This window comes from Devosia ginsengisoli (genome assembly GCF_024707105.1).
Classification (GTDB): Bacteria; Pseudomonadota; Alphaproteobacteria; order Rhizobiales; family Devosiaceae; genus Devosia; species Devosia ginsengisoli_A.
Map to the genome: position 1 here is coordinate 421,513 of NZ_JANQAJ010000006.1, position 17,527 is coordinate 439,039.

At 64.4% G+C, this 17,527-nt stretch carries 16 protein-coding genes; 6 read left to right on the top strand and 10 right to left on the bottom strand.

Annotated elements, in window-relative coordinates:
- Positions 1 to 31 precede the first annotated feature (31 nt).
- Complete coding sequence (locus NVV79_RS05750; RefSeq protein WP_303987097.1) at positions 32 to 1,069, bottom strand: tripartite tricarboxylate transporter substrate binding protein; 1,038 nt, start codon at positions 1,067 to 1,069, stop codon at positions 32 to 34.
- Positions 1,070 to 1,277: 208 nt separating this feature from the next.
- Between NVV79_RS05750 and NVV79_RS05755 the strand changes: the two genes are divergently transcribed.
- The 4 genes from NVV79_RS05755 to NVV79_RS05770 all read left to right on the top strand — a co-directional run bounded on the left by NVV79_RS05755 (position 1,278) and on the right by NVV79_RS05770 (position 5,438).
- Positions 1,278 to 2,018 (top strand): sulfite exporter TauE/SafE family protein, encoded by a 741-nt coding sequence (locus tag NVV79_RS05755; RefSeq protein ID WP_303987099.1) that lies wholly within the window; start codon positions 1,278 to 1,280, stop codon positions 2,016 to 2,018.
- Positions 2,019 to 2,287: 269 nt separating this feature from the next.
- Positions 2,288 to 3,439 (top strand): Gfo/Idh/MocA family protein, encoded by a 1,152-nt coding sequence (locus tag NVV79_RS05760; protein ID WP_303987100.1) that lies wholly within the window; start codon positions 2,288 to 2,290, stop codon positions 3,437 to 3,439.
- 5 nt (positions 3,440 to 3,444) lie between these two features.
- Positions 3,445 to 4,617 (top strand): dihydrodipicolinate synthase family protein, encoded by a 1,173-nt coding sequence (locus NVV79_RS05765; protein ID WP_303987102.1) that lies wholly within the window; start codon positions 3,445 to 3,447, stop codon positions 4,615 to 4,617.
- Positions 4,614 to 5,438, top strand: coding sequence for a sugar phosphate isomerase/epimerase (locus NVV79_RS05770; protein WP_303987105.1), 825 nt, complete (start codon positions 4,614 to 4,616; stop codon positions 5,436 to 5,438). Before NVV79_RS05765 ends, NVV79_RS05770 begins: the two co-directional genes overlap by 4 nt.
- Here NVV79_RS05770 and NVV79_RS05775 read toward each other — a convergent pair.
- From NVV79_RS05775 to NVV79_RS05805, 7 genes are all read right to left on the bottom strand, one after another.
- Positions 5,435 to 5,818 carry a hypothetical protein gene (locus NVV79_RS05775; protein ID WP_303987106.1) on the bottom strand — a complete coding sequence of 128 codons (384 nt, stop codon included), beginning with the start codon at positions 5,816 to 5,818 and terminating at the stop codon, positions 5,435 to 5,437. The genes NVV79_RS05770 and NVV79_RS05775 overlap by 4 nt on opposite strands.
- A 110-nt stretch (positions 5,819 to 5,928) precedes the next feature.
- Positions 5,929 to 7,122 carry a class I SAM-dependent RNA methyltransferase gene (locus tag NVV79_RS05780; RefSeq protein ID WP_303987108.1) on the bottom strand — a complete coding sequence of 398 codons (1,194 nt, stop codon included), beginning with the start codon at positions 7,120 to 7,122 and terminating at the stop codon, positions 5,929 to 5,931.
- Positions 7,123 to 7,173: 51 nt separating this feature from the next.
- Positions 7,174 to 8,247 (bottom strand): DUF2793 domain-containing protein, encoded by a 1,074-nt coding sequence (locus NVV79_RS05785; RefSeq protein ID WP_303987110.1) that lies wholly within the window; start codon positions 8,245 to 8,247, stop codon positions 7,174 to 7,176.
- Positions 8,248 to 8,437: 190 nt separating this feature from the next.
- Positions 8,438 to 9,277 (bottom strand): metal ABC transporter permease, encoded by an 840-nt coding sequence (locus tag NVV79_RS05790; RefSeq protein WP_303987111.1) that lies wholly within the window; start codon positions 9,275 to 9,277, stop codon positions 8,438 to 8,440.
- Positions 9,274 to 10,128 (bottom strand): metal ABC transporter permease, encoded by an 855-nt coding sequence (locus tag NVV79_RS05795; protein ID WP_303987113.1) that lies wholly within the window; start codon positions 10,126 to 10,128, stop codon positions 9,274 to 9,276. The genes NVV79_RS05790 and NVV79_RS05795 overlap by 4 nt, the downstream gene beginning before the upstream one ends.
- Positions 10,125 to 11,009: a manganese/iron ABC transporter ATP-binding protein gene (locus NVV79_RS05800; RefSeq protein WP_303988330.1), complete on the bottom strand. Its 885-nt coding sequence runs from the start codon at positions 11,007 to 11,009 to the stop codon at positions 10,125 to 10,127. The genes NVV79_RS05795 and NVV79_RS05800 overlap by 4 nt, the downstream gene beginning before the upstream one ends.
- 5 nt (positions 11,010 to 11,014) lie before the next feature.
- Positions 11,015 to 11,905, bottom strand: coding sequence for a metal ABC transporter substrate-binding protein (locus NVV79_RS05805; protein ID WP_303987115.1), 891 nt, complete (start codon positions 11,903 to 11,905; stop codon positions 11,015 to 11,017).
- A 202-nt stretch (positions 11,906 to 12,107) separates the two neighbouring features.
- On the opposite strand from NVV79_RS05805, the gene NVV79_RS05810 reads away from it, so the two are divergent.
- Together NVV79_RS05810 and NVV79_RS05815 are read left to right on the top strand one after the other, a co-directional pair.
- Positions 12,108 to 12,794: a Type 1 glutamine amidotransferase-like domain-containing protein gene (locus NVV79_RS05810; RefSeq protein ID WP_303987117.1), complete on the top strand. Its 687-nt coding sequence runs from the start codon at positions 12,108 to 12,110 to the stop codon at positions 12,792 to 12,794.
- 150 nt (positions 12,795 to 12,944) lie between these two features.
- Positions 12,945 to 14,780 (top strand): patatin-like phospholipase family protein, encoded by a 1,836-nt coding sequence (locus NVV79_RS05815; protein WP_303987118.1) that lies wholly within the window; start codon positions 12,945 to 12,947, stop codon positions 14,778 to 14,780.
- Here the strand turns inward: NVV79_RS05815 and NVV79_RS05820 are convergent.
- Together NVV79_RS05820 and pheT are read right to left on the bottom strand one after the other, a co-directional pair.
- Positions 14,777 to 14,974: a hypothetical protein gene (locus NVV79_RS05820; protein ID WP_303987120.1), complete on the bottom strand. Its 198-nt coding sequence runs from the start codon at positions 14,972 to 14,974 to the stop codon at positions 14,777 to 14,779. The two genes, NVV79_RS05815 and NVV79_RS05820, sit on opposite strands and share 4 nt — an antisense overlap.
- 130 nt (positions 14,975 to 15,104) lie before the next feature.
- On the bottom strand, positions 15,105 to 17,525 hold the full coding sequence (gene pheT, locus NVV79_RS05825; protein WP_303987122.1) for a phenylalanine--tRNA ligase subunit beta: 2,421 nt from the start codon (positions 17,523 to 17,525) through the stop codon (positions 15,105 to 15,107).
- Positions 17,526 to 17,527 lie beyond the last annotated feature (2 nt).

Sequence of the window (17,527 nt, forward strand, 5' to 3'; positions counted from 1 at the left end):
TCAATGGCGGTGACCACCGAGGCCCCGACTCTTACTGCCCGACTTCGGTGCGGGTCTCGCAGTCGATGCCGATGGTGGAGGGGTCGTTGACCGCCTCGCCACGCGCCACCGACGAGCAGGCTTCGAGGATCGCGACCGGCATGGCCAGCGCACGGGCCTCGGGCCCATAGGAGGGCGCGAAGACCGCACCGAAGGTTTCGGCATAGGTCTTGAGCTCGGGCGAGTTCATCACCTTGTCGGCCCAGATGGCATCGACCGTGGCCAGCACTTCGGGCGGCGCGTCGGCCGGAATGAAGATGCCGAAATAGTCGGGGGCCAGTTCCATGTCCGGAATCCAGTCGGTGATCGGCGGAATGGGATCGACCCCATCCAGAACCAGCGGCTGGTCGGACAGCACGGCAAGGGCCTTGAGGCGCCCGCCGCGGATCAGTTCGGTCTGTTCCACCGCCAGTTGCGTGGTGACCATGGCTTCGCCTGCCGCCGTGGCAATGGCGGCCGGGCCACCACCGTCATAGGTGATCATGTTGTAGTCGAAGCCGTCGGCCGCATCGGACAGTGCGGCAATGGCCGTGCCGCCCGAAGAGGTGATGCCGGCCGTAGCCACCGTGATCTCCTGGCCTCGCGCCTTGAGCGCGTCCAGCAACTGGCCGAAATCGGTGAATTCGCTGCCGGCCGTCACGCTCACGACCGGCACGTTGGCGACGGAGAGATAGATGTGCCAGTCGTCGATATCGGTGCCTTCGAGCAGGCCCGACACCGAATAGGTGGCATTGTTGGCGATGGCATTGGCGGTCCAGGTATAGCCGTCATGCGGCGCGTTGAGCACTTCCTGGGTGCCGATGGCGCCCGAGGCACCCGGCTGGTTGACCACGACCACATCCACACCCAGCGCCTCGGCCAGGATCGGCGCGGTGACGCGGGTCACCTGGTCGGTCGAACCGCCGGCGCCCCAGGGCACGATCAGGTTGATCGGGCGGTCGGGCTTCCATTCCTGCGCGGCGACCAGCGACGAGCTCAGCAACAGCGCCGAAACGCCGCCAGCCAGCACAAACCGTAAGTCACGATTCATCTGCATCCTCCCTCGATGTTGAAAGGCCGGACTTTTGTCCTCGGCCCAAGGGGGCAGACTGCCGCAGCGATCCGGCACTGTCAACCAAGTAACTACCCGGTGACTATTGACAGCGCGATGCGGAAACAGGATTTTTCTTTTCCATCATATGGATGATTGCCCCGGTCGTTCCGGCCCGGCCGTCACATGTACCGGACAGGGAACACAAATGGACGTGACGGCGGCTCTCATCATGACGGCGGCCCTGGCTGCGGGCGCCGTGGTCAAGGGCGCCACCGGCATGGGCCTGCCGCTCATCGCCCTGCCGGTGCTGACCGCCGCCTTCGGCCTGCAGCATGCCGTGGGGCTGATGACCATTCCGCTCATCGTCACCAATATCTGGCAGGTCTGGCGCTTCCGCAAGGAAGCCCGCTCGGACCGGCTGGCCTTCATGCCGCTGTTTCTCGTCGGCGGCGCAGTGGGCATCGGCATCGGCACCTGGGCGCTGACCACCCTGCCCGAGCGCGTGCTGGTGCTGGTGCTGGGCCTGCTGCTGCTGGCCTATGTCGGGCTGCGGCTGATGGCGCCAACCTGGTCGCTCGGCCCCGACCTGGCGCGGCGGCTGGGGCCGCCAGCCGGGCTCGGCGCTGGCATTCTGCAAGGTGCCACCGGCATTTCCTCGCCCATCGGCGTCACTTTCATCCATGCGATGAAGCTGGAGCGCGAGGCCCATGTCTTCGCCGTTTCGGCCATGTTCCTGCTGTTCTCGGTGGTACAATTGCCGGCGCTGTGGGCGGCCGGGATCATGCAGCCCGAATGGCTGCTGCAGGGCCTGCTGGCACTCATTCCCATCCTGCTGTTCATGCCCGTGGGCCAATGGATCAGCAGCAAGCTCAGCCGCAAGGCCTTCGACCGCATGATCCTGATTTTCCTGGCGGTGATCGGGCTGACCATGGTGCTGGGGCTGTAGGGGCATGGCGCGCTGTTTTATCCCAGCAGCCCTCATCATCCCCAGTAGCCCTCATGGTGAGCCTGTCGAACCACGAGGGCGTGGCACGATAGCTCCACTCGCCCGACCTCGTGGTTCGACAGGCTCACCATGAGGTCTTCGAGGGCATGAGGCCGCTCCCGACTTCCTCATCCAAAAGTCTTCCATACATCCCGCTTGACGCCAGTGCTGCATCGCGTGTAGCTAAGTAACTAATCAGTTACACGCCGGGTGCGGCAGGGAGGAACACGATGGCAGACAGGCGGCTTGGACTCATCATGCACGGGGTCACCGGGCGCATGGGCTATAACCAACATCTGGTGCGCTCGATCCTGGCCATCCGCGACCAGGGCGGCGTGGTGTTGTCCAATGGTGATCGCCTCGTGGTCGATCCGATCATTGTCGGCCGCGACGCCGACAAGATCGAACGCCTCGCCAAAAAGCACGACATCAAGCGCTGGAGCGCCGATCTCGACGCGGCCCTCGCCAACCCCGACGACACCGTGTTCTTCGATGCCGGCACCACGCTGATGCGCGCGAGCCTCTTGGAAAAGGCGCTGGCCGCGGGCAAGCATGTCTATTGCGAAAAGCCGACCTCGGACTCGCTCGATGTCGCCCTTAACCTCGCCAAGACCGCTCGCGCCTCGGGCCTCAAGCATGGCGTGGTGCAGGACAAGCTGTTTTTGCCCGGCCTGCTGAAGCTCAAGATGCTGCGCGACAGCGGCTTCTTCGGCAAGATCCTCTCGGTGCGTGGCGAATTCGGCTATTGGGTCTTCGAGGGTGACTGGCAGCCGGCGCAGCGCCCGAGCTGGAACTATCGCAAGGATGACGGCGGCGGCATCATTCTCGACATGCTCTGCCACTGGCGCTACGTGCTCGACAATCTCTTCGGCGAAGTCCAGGCCGTGTCCTGCCTGGGCGCCACCCACATTCCCGAACGCGTCGACGAGAAGGGCAATCGCTTCACCGCCGATACCGACGATGCGGCCTATGCCACCTTCCAGCTCGAAGGCGGCGTGGTGGCGCAGATCAATTCGAGCTGGACCACGCGTGTTCGCCGCGACGATCTGGTGACCTTCCATGTCGATGGTACGCATGGCTCGGCCGTGGCGGGGCTGCACAAATGCTGGAGCCAGCATCGCGTCAACACGCCCAAGCCGGTGTGGAATCCCGACCAGCCGCAGACCATGAACTTCTTCAATGACTGGGAAGAAGTGCCTGATAACTGGCCGGCCCAGAACGGCTTCAAGGCGCAGTGGGAAATGTTTTTGAAGCATGTCGCCGAGGACGCGCCCTGGGAATACGGCCTCGAAGCCGGCGCCAAGGGCGTGCAGCTCGCCGAACTCGGCCTCAAGAGCTGGGCCGAACGCCGCTGGCTCGACGTGCCGAAGCTGGAATTCTAGTCGCGATGACCAGCATCAACCTGCCCAATCCCGACCGGACCATCACCCCCTATACGCTGACCGGCACCCCGATCCCCTTCGTCCGGCACAAGGCCAGCGACTTCAACCGCATCGCCTATGCGGCGGCCCATGTCGTGGCCGATCCGCTGGCCAATAACGACCCCTGGCTGACGCCCGCCATCGACTGGGATACGACGCTCAAATTCCGCCATCGCCTGTGGGATCTCGGCCTCGGCGTCGCCGAAGCCATGGACACCGCCCAGCGCGGTATGGGGCTGGGCTGGACCGAGGCGCAGGAGCTGATCCGCCGCGCCCAGGCCGAAGCCCGCACCCGTACCGACAGCCTCATCGCCTATGGCGCCGGCACCGACCACCTGGCCCCCGGCCCCGATGTCACCATCGACGACATTATCCGCGCCTATGAAGAACAGGTCGGCTTCGTTGAAGCCCAGGGCGGCCGCGTCATCCTGATGGCCTCGCGGGCGCTCGCCGCCGCGGCCAAGTCGCCTGACGATTACGCCAAGGTCTATGGCCGCATCCTGAGCCAGGTGAAGCAGCCGGTCATCATGCATTGGCTCGGCGAGATGTTCGACCCGGCTCTCACGGGCTATTGGGGCCATGGCGACCACGACAAGGCCATGGATGTCTGCCTCGACGTCATCGCCGCCAATGCGGACAAGGTCGACGGCATCAAGATTTCCCTGCTTTCGGCCGAGAAGGAAATCGCCATGCGCCGGCGGCTGCCGGCTTCGGTGAAAATGTATACCGGCGACGACTTCAACTATGCCGAACTCATCGCCGGCGACAACCAAGGCTTCTCCCATGCCCTGCTCGGCATTTTCGACGCCATCGCCCCGGCCGCCTCGGCGGGGCTCGCCGCGCTCGGCAAGGGCAACAATAACGAGTTCTTCGACCTGCTCGAACCGACCGTGCCGCTCAGCCGCCACATCTTCGCGGCGCCGACCCGGTTCTACAAGACCGGCGTCGTCTTCCTCGCCTATCTCAACGGGCTGCAGGATCACTTCCAGATGGTCGGCGGGCAGCAATCGACCCGCTCGGTGCAGCATCTCAGCGAACTGTTCCGCCTTGCGGATAAAGCACGTGTCCTTGTTGACCCCGAATTGGCTGTTTCGCGCATGAATGCGGTGCTCAACGTTAACAGTGTGCTAACCAAATGACCCAACGTGCTATCTCGCTGAACCTCGCCACCACGCGTCAGGTCTGGGGCTTTGCCGAAGCCGTGGATGGGTGCCTGCGGGCCGGAATCACGGCCATTTCGCCCTGGCGCGACCAGATCGCGGCCATCGGACTCGACGAGGCCGCCCGCATCGTCAAGGCCAATGGGCTGCAGGTAACCGGGGTCTGCCGCGGCGGCATGTTCCCCGCCGAAAGTGCCGCCGGGCGGCAGGCCAATATCGATGATAACCTGCGCGCGATCGACGAAGCGGCGGCACTCAATGCCGATTGCCTCGTGCTGGTAGTCGGTGGATTACCCGGTTCTTCCAAGGACTTGCCTGGCGCCCGGCAGATGGTGACCGACGGCATCGCCGCCATGCTGCCCCATGCCCACGCCTCCGGCGTCAAGATCGCCATCGAGCCGCTGCACCCGATGTATGCCGCCGACCGCGCCTGCGTGAACACGATCGACCAGGCACTCGATATCTGCGAGACGCTGGGCGAAACCGTCGGCGTTGCCGTCGACGTCTACCATGTCTGGTGGGACCCGCGGCTGGCTGAGGCCATTGCCCGCGCCGGCCGCATGAAGCGCATTTTCGCCCATCACATCTGCGACTGGCTGGTGCCGAGCAAGGATATGCTGCTCGACCGCGGCATGATGGGGGACGGCGTCATCGACCTTCCCGCGATCCGGAAAATGATCGAGGACGCCGGCTTTCACGGGCCGCAGGAGGTCGAGATTTTCAGCCAGGACAATTGGTGGAAGCGCCCCGGCGACGAAGTTCTGTCAGTCATCAAGGAGCGCGTCGCCACCGTGTGCTAGGCGCGGGTATAGGTCAGCGTCTGGCAGAAGATGCCGCCGCGGCAGCCCTGGATGTCGATCGTGTCGGGGCTCGTCATGGTGACCGTCGCCTCGGCGCTGATGCCGCCGGCGGAAAGCTCGCCCTTCCACTGGTTGGGCGCAACCTGCTCGGCCTGCATCACCTGCTTGCCGACATAGGCCAGGTTTTCTTCAGTGGCCGAGTTGCCTTCTAGATTGGTCAACACGCCGCATAGGTCCGTGCCATCGCCGCAGAGCGAGAACTCGAAGGACGTGCCCCAGGAATCGACAAAGGTGCCTGATGGCGTCGCCGTGGCGGCAAAAACCGGGATGGCGGTGGCGGCGCACAGGGCGCCAATGGCAAGAATCTTCTGAATACGCATGGTATCTCTCCACGCGACTACACCCGCCCCAGGCCGTCGCTCAGTTCATGATTGATGAGTAGCCAACGTAAACACGCCCGAGACGGTTGCGTTGGCGACGTCATTCGTGATTAGCGACGAAATGTGGCAGCAATTTCGACATGGGTGGATTGGGTGAACTGATCCACGGCCACGAGGTCGCTCATGGCGTAGCCGCCAGCGATAAGGAGCGCTGCGTCGCGGGCGAAAGTCCTGCTGTCACAGGCAACCATGACCACGGTCTTTACCCTGGATGCGGCCAGTTCCCGGACCTGTGCCTCGGCCCCGGCCCGCGGCGGATCGAGCACCACGGCCTCGTAGGGCAGTTCGAACCGGGTCAGCGGATCGCGGAACAGGTCGCGTGGTTTGGCCGTCACCTCGCGCAGGCCCCTGGCGAAGCGGCGCGCCTTGTCGAGGGCGGCAATGCCGGCTTTGTCGCTGTCGAAAGCGGCCACCGGCCGCTGCCCGGCCAATCGCAGGGCGAAAGGCCCGATGCCGCAGAACAGGTCGGCCACGGTTTTCGCCTTGCCCACGGCATCAAGCACGTAATCGGCCAGGATATTTTCCGCGGTCTCGGTGGCCTGCAGGAAGCTGCCGATCGGCAATTCGACCTGCGCCCGGCCCATGGCGATCAGCGGCGGTTGGGCCTGCAGCACCATTTCACCATTGAGAGCCAGCCGCGCCAGCCTGAAGCGCCCGGCCAGCGGCGCGACGCGGTCGGCGCGAGCCTGCTTCTTTTCGGTGCGGATGGCGACATCGAGGCCGCTCAAAGTGGCAGTGAAACTCACATCGGCCTCGCCCACGACCTGCATCACCGCGCGGGCAATGTCCGGAGCCCTGGCCAGAGCGGGTACCAGGATGGGGCAGGTATCGAGGTCATGCACCTCGTGGCTGCGCAGGCGCATATAGCCGGCGCCTTCGCGCCGGGCATGCAGGGTCGCCCGGCGGCGCCCGTCGCCCGAAGCGTCGATGAAGCGGGACACTTTCTGCTCGATGCCGGCAAATTGCAGCGGCGTCTCCACCAGACCGGTCTTGAAGGCCTCGTAGCTCGGGCGATCCATATGCTGGAGCTGGCAACCGCCACAGGCGCCGAAATGCGGGCAGAAGGGCGCGATGCGGTTGGGCGCCGGGGCGGTTACGGCCAACAAGGTGCCGCGCTCGCCCTCGGCGAGGATTTCCACCACCTCGCCGGGCAGGGTCAGCGGCACAAAGACCTTGCGCCCGTCGATCTCGGCGACACCCTCGCCCTTGTGGCCGAGGCTGGTAATGGTGGTTGTCGTTGTCATTGATATCCGGGGCTTGCTGAGGGCCTGCACTAGCGCGTTTCCGCCAAAAGGTCACGTCTTTGCGCCTCGGCCGGCGGGGTCGCGTTCGAGTTGATCGATGCGGCTGGCCAGTTCCTGCACGGCTGATATCAGCGGGGCGATGAAGGCATCGTAGCGCAGGCCCTGCTCGCTATCGGGATCGGCGGGGTCGGCGAGGATGTGGCCAGCGAAGTCCGCACCGGCCAGGACGGCCTGCACCTGCTGGGCGAGGAGGCCGTAATGGGTGCGGCGGCCGGGGCGCGGGGCGCCCGCTTCATTGCCGCCGATGGTCCAGCGGTATTTGACCGGTTCGAGCGCGCAGATGAAATCGAGACCGAGATCGGAGGGGGCGATGTCGGTTTTCTGCCTGATATCGGAGGTCTGGATCGTGCCGGTGGCAGCCCAGACGGCGGACCAGCGCGCGCCCGAGCCGCCCAGGGTCATGGCATTGTCGGTGGCGGGGCGGAGGGTGGCGGCGAGGGTGGTCGCGCCGGTGCTGGCATTGACCGTGAGGGCGTTGACCCAGGTGGCGCCATCGGGGCTGACCTTGAGGCGCCAGTGGTCGTCGCCGGCCAGGCCCATTTCGGCGCGGCCCGACCAGTTGGTCTGGTAAAGCAGGCTGGCCGTGTCGCCTAATGCCGCCTTGTTGATCTTGACCTGATGGCCATTGCCTTCATGGGTCAGCAGGGTGGCGGCGGAAGCGACGGCAAGGCGGTTGGTGCTGTCGGCGCTGGTATTGACGCCCAGGCGCGGCAAAGCGGCGCCGAGTGCGGCCAAAGGGGTCCAGGCGCCAGCATCGAAGACGAGCTGGGTCTTGTCGGAACGGTCATAGACCTGCCAACCGGCGGCCGGATCGAGGAAAGTCCAGGCGCCGGACTGGAAGGCGGCGATTTCGTCGGTGTGGCCGGACCAAGAACCGGTAGCGCCGGATGGAACGATCCAGGCTTCGCCCTCCAGCGGGGTGGCGGGGGGCGTTGTCAGGCGGCGGCTTTCGACGGTGGGTTGCACCAGGGTATCGAGGGCCTGGATGGCCTCGTTATGGGTAATGTGCTTCTGCGCCTGACTCGGCATGATGAAGGGCAGGGTAAGGCGAGGGGTGTGGTCCATGAGGGGTTCTCCTTTGGCGAGGAGTATCCGGCCGGATGGAGGGGGTGGGGATAAGCGGGATTTCTTGCCGCCATTCCAGCCCCCACCGCGCGTCACCCTCGGGCTTGACCCGAGGGGCCTGCACTTACCCGGCGCTCGGCAAGTGAAGAGCCTTCGGGTCAAGCCCGAGGGTGACGATCGAGTTTGAGGACTACGCGGTGACCGCCGCAGGCCTTCTCGCCGTGGTCACGATGAAGGTCACCACGAATGTCGCACTCATCAGCAGGACGATGGTCGGGGCGGGGGCGGAGTCGATGAAGAAGCTGGCATAGATGCCGATCAGCGAGCTCAGCACCGAGACCGTCACCGCGATCAGCATCATGGGGGCGAAGCGCTTGGAGATGAGGTAGGCGATAGCGCCGGGGGCGACCAGCAGAGCGATGACCAGCACGATGCCGACGGCGGTGAGGGCAGCGACGATGGTGAGCGAAAGCAACGCAAGAAGTCCGTAATGCAGCCAGCGCACGGGCAGGCCGATGGCGCCGGCCTGTTGCGGATCGAAGGTGAAAAGCAGCAGGTCGCGCCATTTGGCTGATACGATCAGCGTCACCACCAGGGCGATGATGCCGGTCTGGATCAGGTCGGCGGGGCTGATGCCCAGGATATCGCCGAACAGGATGTGGTCGAGATGCACATCGGTCTGGATCGAGGTGTAGAGCACGATGCCCAGGCCGAAGAGACCGGAGAAGACCACGCCCATGACCGTATCTTCCTTGATGCGGGAATTTTCCTTGAGATAACCGACCGAGAGGGCGCAGCCCATGCCGGCGGCGAAGGCGCCGACACCCAGCGGCAGACCGACGATATAGGCCAGCACGACGCCGGGCAGCACGGCATGGGAAATGGCGTCGCCCATCAGGGACCAGCCCTTGAGGACGAGGAAGCAGGAGAGCAAGGCGGTGGGCACGGCGACCATGACCGCGATCAGCATGGCACTGGTCATGAAGGGGAACTGGAACGGCCAGAGGGCGTAGGTGAGGAACTCGCTCATGACGCAATCTCCGCGGCGGCCTTGCGGCGTGCGGCCAGCAGGCCATGCTTGGGTGCGAAGACGAAGGCGGTGAGGAAGACCACGGTCTGGAGCACGACAATGACGCCGCCGGTGGCGCCATCGAGAAAGAAGGAAATGTAGGCGCCTGATAGCGAGGACAGCGTGCCCACGGCAATGGCAATGAGGATCAGCCGGGGAAAGCGGTCGGTCAGGAGGTAAGCGGTGGCGCCGGGGGTCACCACCATGGCGATGACGAGAAAGGCACCGACGGTCTGCATGGCGGCGACGGTGCAGGCGGCGAGCAGGGTGAAGAATATCACCCGGAGCAGCGGCGGATTGAGGCCGATGGAGCGGGCATGGCTTTCATCGAAGAAGGTGACCATGAGGTCCTTCCAGATGAAGAACATCACCACCAGGGTCACCACCGCGATGATGACCAGTTGCAGCGTATCTTCGGGGGTAACGGCCAGGATATTGCCCATGACGATGGTCTGGATGTTCACCGATGTGGGCGACAGCGAAATCATGAACAGGCCGAGGCCGAAGAAGGCGGTGAAGATCAGCCCGATGACCGCATCTTCCTTGAGCTTGGTGCGCTGGGTGAGGAACAGCATGGCCCCGGCGGCAAGACCGCCCGAGAAGAAGGCACCGATGGAAAAGGGCAGGCCGAGCATATAGGCGCCGGCCACACCGGGCACGATGGAGTGGCTGAGGGCGTCGCCAATCAACGACCAGCCCTTAAGCATGAGATAGGCCGAGAGGAAGGCACAGACGCCGCCGACCAGGGCCGAGACCCAGATGGCGTTGATCATGTAGTGGTAATTGAAGGGCAGGAGCAGAGTTTCGATCATTTCGGTTCGACCGGGTCCGACTGCTTGGTGGTCATCTTGCCCTTTTCGCCATACATGACCAGCGGCCGCTCATCGTCGGTCAGGACCGAAATGTGGCGGGGATCGTCGTCTTGATGCAGGCCCGAACCGGCGAGGACGAAGTGGCGCAGAGCGCCGCCGAAGGTTTCCTCGAGCCATTCGCGAGTGAAGATTTCACTGGTCGGGCCGGAGGCGAGGACGGTGCCCTTGACCAGCACGGTGCGGTCGCAGAATTCGGGGACCGAGCCGAGGTTGTGGGTCGAGACCAGCATGACCTTGCCCTCGTCGCGCAGCGCGCGCAGCAAGGCGACGATCGCATCCTCGGTCTTGACGTCAACGCCTGTAAAGGGCTCGTCGAGCAGGATCACCTGCCCTTCCTGCGCCAATGCGCGGGCGAGGAAGACACGCTTTTTCTGGCCGCCGGAGAGTTCGCCGATCTGGCGGTGACGGAATTCGAGCATGTTGACGCGTTCGAGGGCGGACGTGACCATGTCATGGTCGATTTTTCTCGGGCGGCGCAACAGGTTCATATGGCCGTAGCGGCCCATCATCACCACGTCTTCGACGAGTACCGGGAAGTTCCAGTCCACATCCTCGGACTGCGGCACATAGGCGACGAGGTTGCGCTTGAGTGCCTGTTTTCCCGGCACGCCGAGGATATCGACGGATCCTGATGCCAGCGGCACGAAGCCCATAATGGCCTTGAACAGCGTGGATTTGCCCGAGCCGTTCACCCCGACCAGCGCCGTTATGGAGCCCCTGGGAATGGTGAAGCTGGCACGTTTGATAGCGGTGGTGCCATTGCGATAGGCGACGGTGATGTCATCGACATCAAGGCCCAGTGTCGCGGCGTCGTGGCTCATGTCGTTCATGGGGTGAGGCCTTGCACGATGGTCGTTGACGTGACCGAGAGCAGATCGAGGTAAGTCGGCACGGGACCGTCGGGGTCCGACAGGGAATCCACATAGAGCACCCCGCCATATTTGATCCCGGTCTCGCGGGCGACCTGTTCGGCCGGCTTGGAGGAAATGGTGCTCTCCGAAAAGATGGCCGGCACGGCATTGGCGCGCACGGCGTCGATCACCAGGCGCACCTGTTGCGGCGTGCCCTGCTGGTCGGCATTGATCGGCCACAGATAGAGCTCCTTGAGGCCGAAATCGCGGGCCAGGTAGCTGAAAGCGCCTTCCGACGTGGCGAGCCAGCGGCGCTGCTCGGGGATGGCTGATATTGCGGCGCGAATGGGTTCGACCGTGGCGGTGATCCGGGCGGAATAGGCCGCGGCATTGGCGGCATAGACCGCCTCGTTGGCCGGATCGGCCGCGGCGAAGGCTGCGCGGATATTCTCGACATAGATCAGCGCGTCTGAGGGCGACATCCAGGCATGGGGATTGGGCTTGCCCTGATAGGGACCTTCGCCAATGCCCATGGGCTCGATGCCCTCGGTGACGATAACGGAGGGCACATCGCCCAGATTGGAAAGGAACTGCTCGAACCACTGTTCGAGATTGAGGCCATTCCACAGGATCAGGTCGGCATCCTGGGCGGCGATCAGGTCGCCGGGGGTGGGCTGGTAATTGTGGATCTCGGCACCGGGCTTGGTGATCGAGACGACATCGGCGGCGTCACCAGCGACGTTGCGGGCCATGTCGGCAATGATGGTGAAGGTGGTCACCGCCTTGAGGCGTTCCTGCCCCGCGGCAGGAAGAGATGCCGCCAGCACGACAGCAGCGGCAAGAACGGAAAATACGCGACGACGCATCGAACACTCCAAAGCGAATGATCACCAGATAATGCAATTGCAAATCATTCGCAATAGCAAATCGAAGGTTTGGGTGGATGCGTGGTTCATTGCGCCGAACGCTTCAGGCAACCTGGCGCGTGCGACAATGCCGTTGACGTCCTGGGCGCTGCGGCTGGATGATGGCGTATCAGCACGATGTGGCTAGTCGGGGGAGGCCTTCGTGAAGTTTCTTCTCACATCCGCAGGCATTACAAACCGGAGCATCTCCAACGCGCTTGTCGACCTGCTGGGCAAGCCGATTGCCGAGTCCAGCGCCCTTTTCATCCCGACCGCGATCTATCCCTTTGCGGGCGGTGCGGGCATGGCGTGGAAGGCGATCAGCGGCAAGGCCGGAAACCCGTTTTGCGAACTGGGCTGGAAGTCCCTCGGCGTGCTTGAACTCACCGCCCTGCCGACCATTCGCGAAGAAAACTGGATACCGATGGTCCGGGAGACCGATGCCCTGCTCGTTTGGGGTGGGGACGTGCTGTACCTGACCTACTGGATGCGCCAGTCGGGCCTGGCGAACCTGCTGCCGTCACTAACCAGAACCATCTATGTGGGGATGAGCGCGGGAAGCATCGCGGTGACCCCCTATAACTGCGATGCTGAATTCGACCTGCAATATGTGCCTGACGGCAGCGACAGGGGCCAGGACGCCGACAGGGCGCTGGGACTGGTGGATTTCACGCTCTATCCGCATCTCGATAACAAGGACATGCCGGACACGACCCTGGCCAATATCGAAAAATGGGCGTCGGGAATCCCGGTTCCGACCTATGCCATCGACGATGAAACGGCCGTCAAAGTGGTCGGCGGCAATGCCGAGATCGTCTCCGAAGGAAACTGGCAGTTGTTCAACCCGTAGCGCTTGCGTGCCTCCTTCGAAGCAGGCATCGCGAAGGGCATTTCGCCAGCCATACCATGTTCATAGTATTCATCCGACGCGCCCCGAGCGCATAGGGTCCGCCCGCCACGGGCCGGCCATGCCGGCAGCACGAGCGCAGGGGGACGGACTATGGACGGCATGGGCACGCTGCAGAAACTGACTGCGGCCCAGAGGGAATTGCTCGTTGCGCAGGCGCAGAAACGCTCGATCGGGCGGGGCGATGTATTGTTCCGCGCAGGAGAGGCGAGTCAGGCCCTGTTCATCGTCGTGCGCGGGGTATTGGCCGCCTCGGCCAGTGGCGACCTGACGGTTTACCGGGAGGTCAGGGCCGGGCAGGCGGTGGGCGATCTCGCTTTTTTCTGTGGTGGCGACTACAGCGAGACGGTCACGGCCTTGCGCGACTGCGAAGTGCTGGAGATTTCCCGCCTGGCCTATGCCCATGCGCTGGAGACCGATCCGGGCATTGCCGTGGCTTTTCTCGGCATGCTGGCCGCGCGGCTGCACCTGAAGGATGCGCGACGCGAGCGGCGGCCGGGTGGCCCGCGACGCGCCATTGCCTTTGTGCAGGGTGGGCACGAGCCGGTGCCGCCGGCCTTCTTCGAACGGATGCGCAGCCGCTTGCAGCGCGAGGGCCATGTCACGATCGACCATGGTGCGGTGGCGGACCGGTTCGGCAGCCGAAGCCTGAATGACCCTGCAGTGGCGGAATGGCTGGACCGGATGGAGGACGACACCGCACCCGTCTTCTATTTCGGCGATGACGGGCTGACCGACTGGACGGAGCTATGCATCCGCCAGGCCGATGAAGTGGTACTGGTGACGAGCGGCGATGCACCAAAGGCCGAACTGTCCGCCGTCGAGCGGCTGGTGGAGAAGCTTCATCCGCAATCGGCCTGCCGGCTGGTTCGCCTGCATGGGCGGCGGGCCGGCATTGTCGAGGGCACGGCCTCCTGGCTCGCGCGGACCCCGGTATTCCTGCATCACCATGTGTCGTTGCAGGACAATGCCGATGTGGATGCGCTGATCCGCTTCCTGACCGGGCGGGCTGTGGGGTTCGTCGCCGGCGGGGGCGGCGGGTTCGGGCCGGCGCATGTCGGCATCTACCGGGCGTTTCGCGAACAGGGCGGCACGTTCGACGCCTTCATGGGTACGAGCGTGGGGGCAGCGATGCTGGCCGGCTTCGCCTTCCTGGGTGAACACGACACGCTGACTTCAGGCACGCACGACATTTTCGTCAAGAGCCGCAGCTTCAAGAAGGTGACCTGGCCGCGCTACGCACTGCTGGACCACACGGCGTTCGACGATGCATTGGCGCGGGCCTATGGGCCGGATACGCGGGTGGAGGATTGCTGGAAGCCGTTTTTCGCCATCGCCACCAACCTGTCGGACAATCGCATGGAGATCATCCGATCCGGCCTGCTGTGGCAGGCGGTGCGTGCCTCGAGCGCCATTCCCTGCGTGCTGCCGCCTTTCTATACGGCGGACGGGAAAATGCTGGTCGATGGCGGCGTGATGGACGATGCGCCGCTCGGCCCGATGCAGCAGATCAAATCCGGCCCCAATCTGGTCGTGCATTTCGGACGCACCGGAGGACAGCGGTTCAACGTTTCCTATGCGAGCCTGCCCGGGCGCGGCAAGCTGCTGGCAACGCTGCTCAATCCACGCGGACGGCTGCCGCGGGCACCGCGCATGCTGAGCATATTGTTCCGCACCATGCTGGCGCATCAGCGCTATGAATTGCCCGTCACGCCGCAGGATCTCGTGCTGACGCCGCCGACCTTTCCCGGTGCGAGCCTGATGAGCTTCGACCGGCATATGGATGTGTTCAACGCGGCCCATGCCTGGGCGCAGCGGGAAATCGAAACCCGACTGGGCAATCATGACGCAGCCATGGAAGCCATTTTCCACCGCCCTGCTCCGGCAGAACCGCTGGAGGACGTGCCGGCGATGCAGGCAGTAGCCTAGCTCGACTGGGTATGCGGATCGGGCGGCAGGGGGTGCAGATCGGGGACGCCGCGATAGGCCCTGGCCTCGCAGCGGCGGGCCGCCTCTTCCACCAGCAGGCGTATGACTTCGCTCCCCTCCTGCGGCAGGATGGCGAGCGCTTGCAACAGGTGATCGCGGGCGGTTTCGTAGCGTAGATCAGGCAGGGAAGTCATGCGGCGCTCCACCGAAGCCCCACATGCGAGGATGGGAGCGATAGGTGGATGGCGCCTTAACGGCGGCCGCGCAATTTGAGATGGTTCGTAGGCTGGGTGTGGCCCCATGGAGCCACACCCGTCAATTCGGCTAAGCGCGCAGCACGCCGCCGGATGTCTTGGTGACTGCGGCGATGACGCCGGCGGAAATCCTGTCGATTTCTTCCTCGGTCAGCGTCTTGTCCGATGGCTGGATGGTCACCTCGATGGCAACCGACTTCTTGCCCTCGCCGACATGGTTGCCCTCGAAGACGTCGAAGACCGTGACATCCTTGATCAGCGCCTTGTCGGCACCGCGCGCAGCCTTGAGGATGGCGCCTGCGGTGACAGCCTTGTCGACCACGAAGGCGAAGTCGCGGGTGAGCGGCATCAGGGCGGAGAGGTCGAGCGCCGGCTTGGTCTTGGTCGCCTTCCTGCGCGGCTCGGGCAGTGCGTCGAGATCGAGCTCGAAGGCGGCAACGGGGCCGTCAATGTCCAGTTCGGCGGCCAAGGCGGGATGGAGTTCGCCGAACCAGCCCAGCGTCTTTGGACCCTGGGCGACGCGGCCGCCGCGGCCGGGATGGCTCCAGGGGGCGGGCTCGGCAAAGAGCTGCACCTTATCGATGTCATGGCCCAGCGCATCGAGCACGGCGCCGAGATCGGCCTTGGCATCGAAGACGCCGACGGGTTCAGGCTTGCCGGACCAGTGGCGGCCGGAGCCGCCGAGTTTTGCGGTGCCGGTGCGGATGCCCGTCGCGTAGGTGTGCTGGCCTTCGGGCGCGTCGCTAAGGAAGACCTGGCCGACTTCGAAGAGCGCCAGATCGGCAAGGCCGCGATTGGCATTGCGGCGGGCGGCGGCGAGCAGGCCCGGCAGCAAGGACGGCCGCATGTCGGTCATGTCGGAGGCGATGGCATTGGCCAGTTGCAGGCCTTCGCTGCCGCCGCCGAAGCGGGTGGCTTCGTCGTGGCTGATGAAGGACCAGGTGACCGCCTCATCGAGGCCGCGCGCGGCGAGGGCCCGGCGGGCGATACGGCGGCGGTTCTGGATTGACGTCAGCATGCGCGGGGCGACATGGCTGAGACGCGGCAGCGGCTCGACCGGGACATTATCGACACCAACCATGCGCATGACTTCTTCGACCAGGTCCGCCTTCTGCGTCACGTCGGGGCGCCAGGACGGCACCTTGACCGATAGAACATCGCCCTTGCCCGATATCTCGAAACCAAGGCGGGTGAGGATGGCGGTAACGATCGTCGGCTCAACCGTGAGGCCGGTGAGGCGACGCACTTCGGCGAGCGGGAATTCCACACTGGTATCGGGGAACACGTCCTCGCCCGAAATTGCCGGCTCCATCGGTTCGCCGCCGCAGAGTTCCATGACGAGGCGGGTGGCGAGTTCGAGACCGGGCTCGGTCAAAGCCGGATCGACATTGCGTTCGAGGCGGTAGCGAGCATCGGAGACGATGCCGGTCTTGCGGCCGGTGCGGGCGACCAGTTCGGGGTCCCAACTGGCGCATTCCATGAAGACATTGACGGTGTCGTCGGTCGAGCCGGAGCGGATGCCACCCATAATGCCGCCCAGACACAGCGGACCGACATCGTCGGCAATGACCGTCATGGTTTCGTCGAGGGAATAGATCTTGTTGTCGAGCGCGTCGAGCGTCTCGCCGGGGCGGGCATTGCGGAGCACCGGCTGACCCTGGATCTTGTCGGCGTCATAGGCGTGCAGCGGACGGCCCCAGCCGAGCGACACCCAATTGGTGATGTCGACAATAGCATTGATAGGGCGCAGGCCGACGGCGCGCAGGCGCTGCTGCAGCCAGGCCGGGGATGGGCCGTTTTTCACACCCTTGATGTAGCGACCGCTGAATTTGCGGATGGTCTTGGGCTCATCGGCGCCGAATTGCTGCGGCAGCGGCGCGATAGGGCTTTTGCCCTTGGAGGGGACCGGCGACATATCGGTCTGCTTCAGCGTGCCGAGGCCGAAGGCGGCCAGATCGCGGGCAATACCGTAAACGCCGGTGGCGTCGCCCCTGTTGGGGGTGATGGAGATATCGAAGACCACGCCGTTGATGCCGGCATAGTCGGTATATTTCATGCCCACCGGGGCGTCTTCGGGCAGTTCGATAATGCCGTCATGATCGTTGGACAATTCCAGCTCGGCATTGGAGCAGAGCATGCCATTGGACACCTGGCCGCGGATATTGCCCTTGCCGATGGTCATGTCCTTGCCCGGGATATAGGTGCCAGGGAAGGCGAAGACCGACTTGAGGCCTGATCGGGCATTGGGGGCGCCGCAGACCACGTCGATCAATTCGCCGGTGCCGGCATCGACCTTGCAGACGCGCAGCTTGTCTGCATTGGGATGTTGCTCGGCCGAGACGATATGCGCCGTGACGAAAGCGCTGAGCGCCTTGCCCTGGTCTTCCATGCCTTCGAGCTCGAGGCCGATCATGGTCAGCGTCTTGCCGATCTCGTCGGCCGAGGCATCGCTATCGAGGTGCTCCTTGAGCCAGTCGAGGGTGAATTTCATAT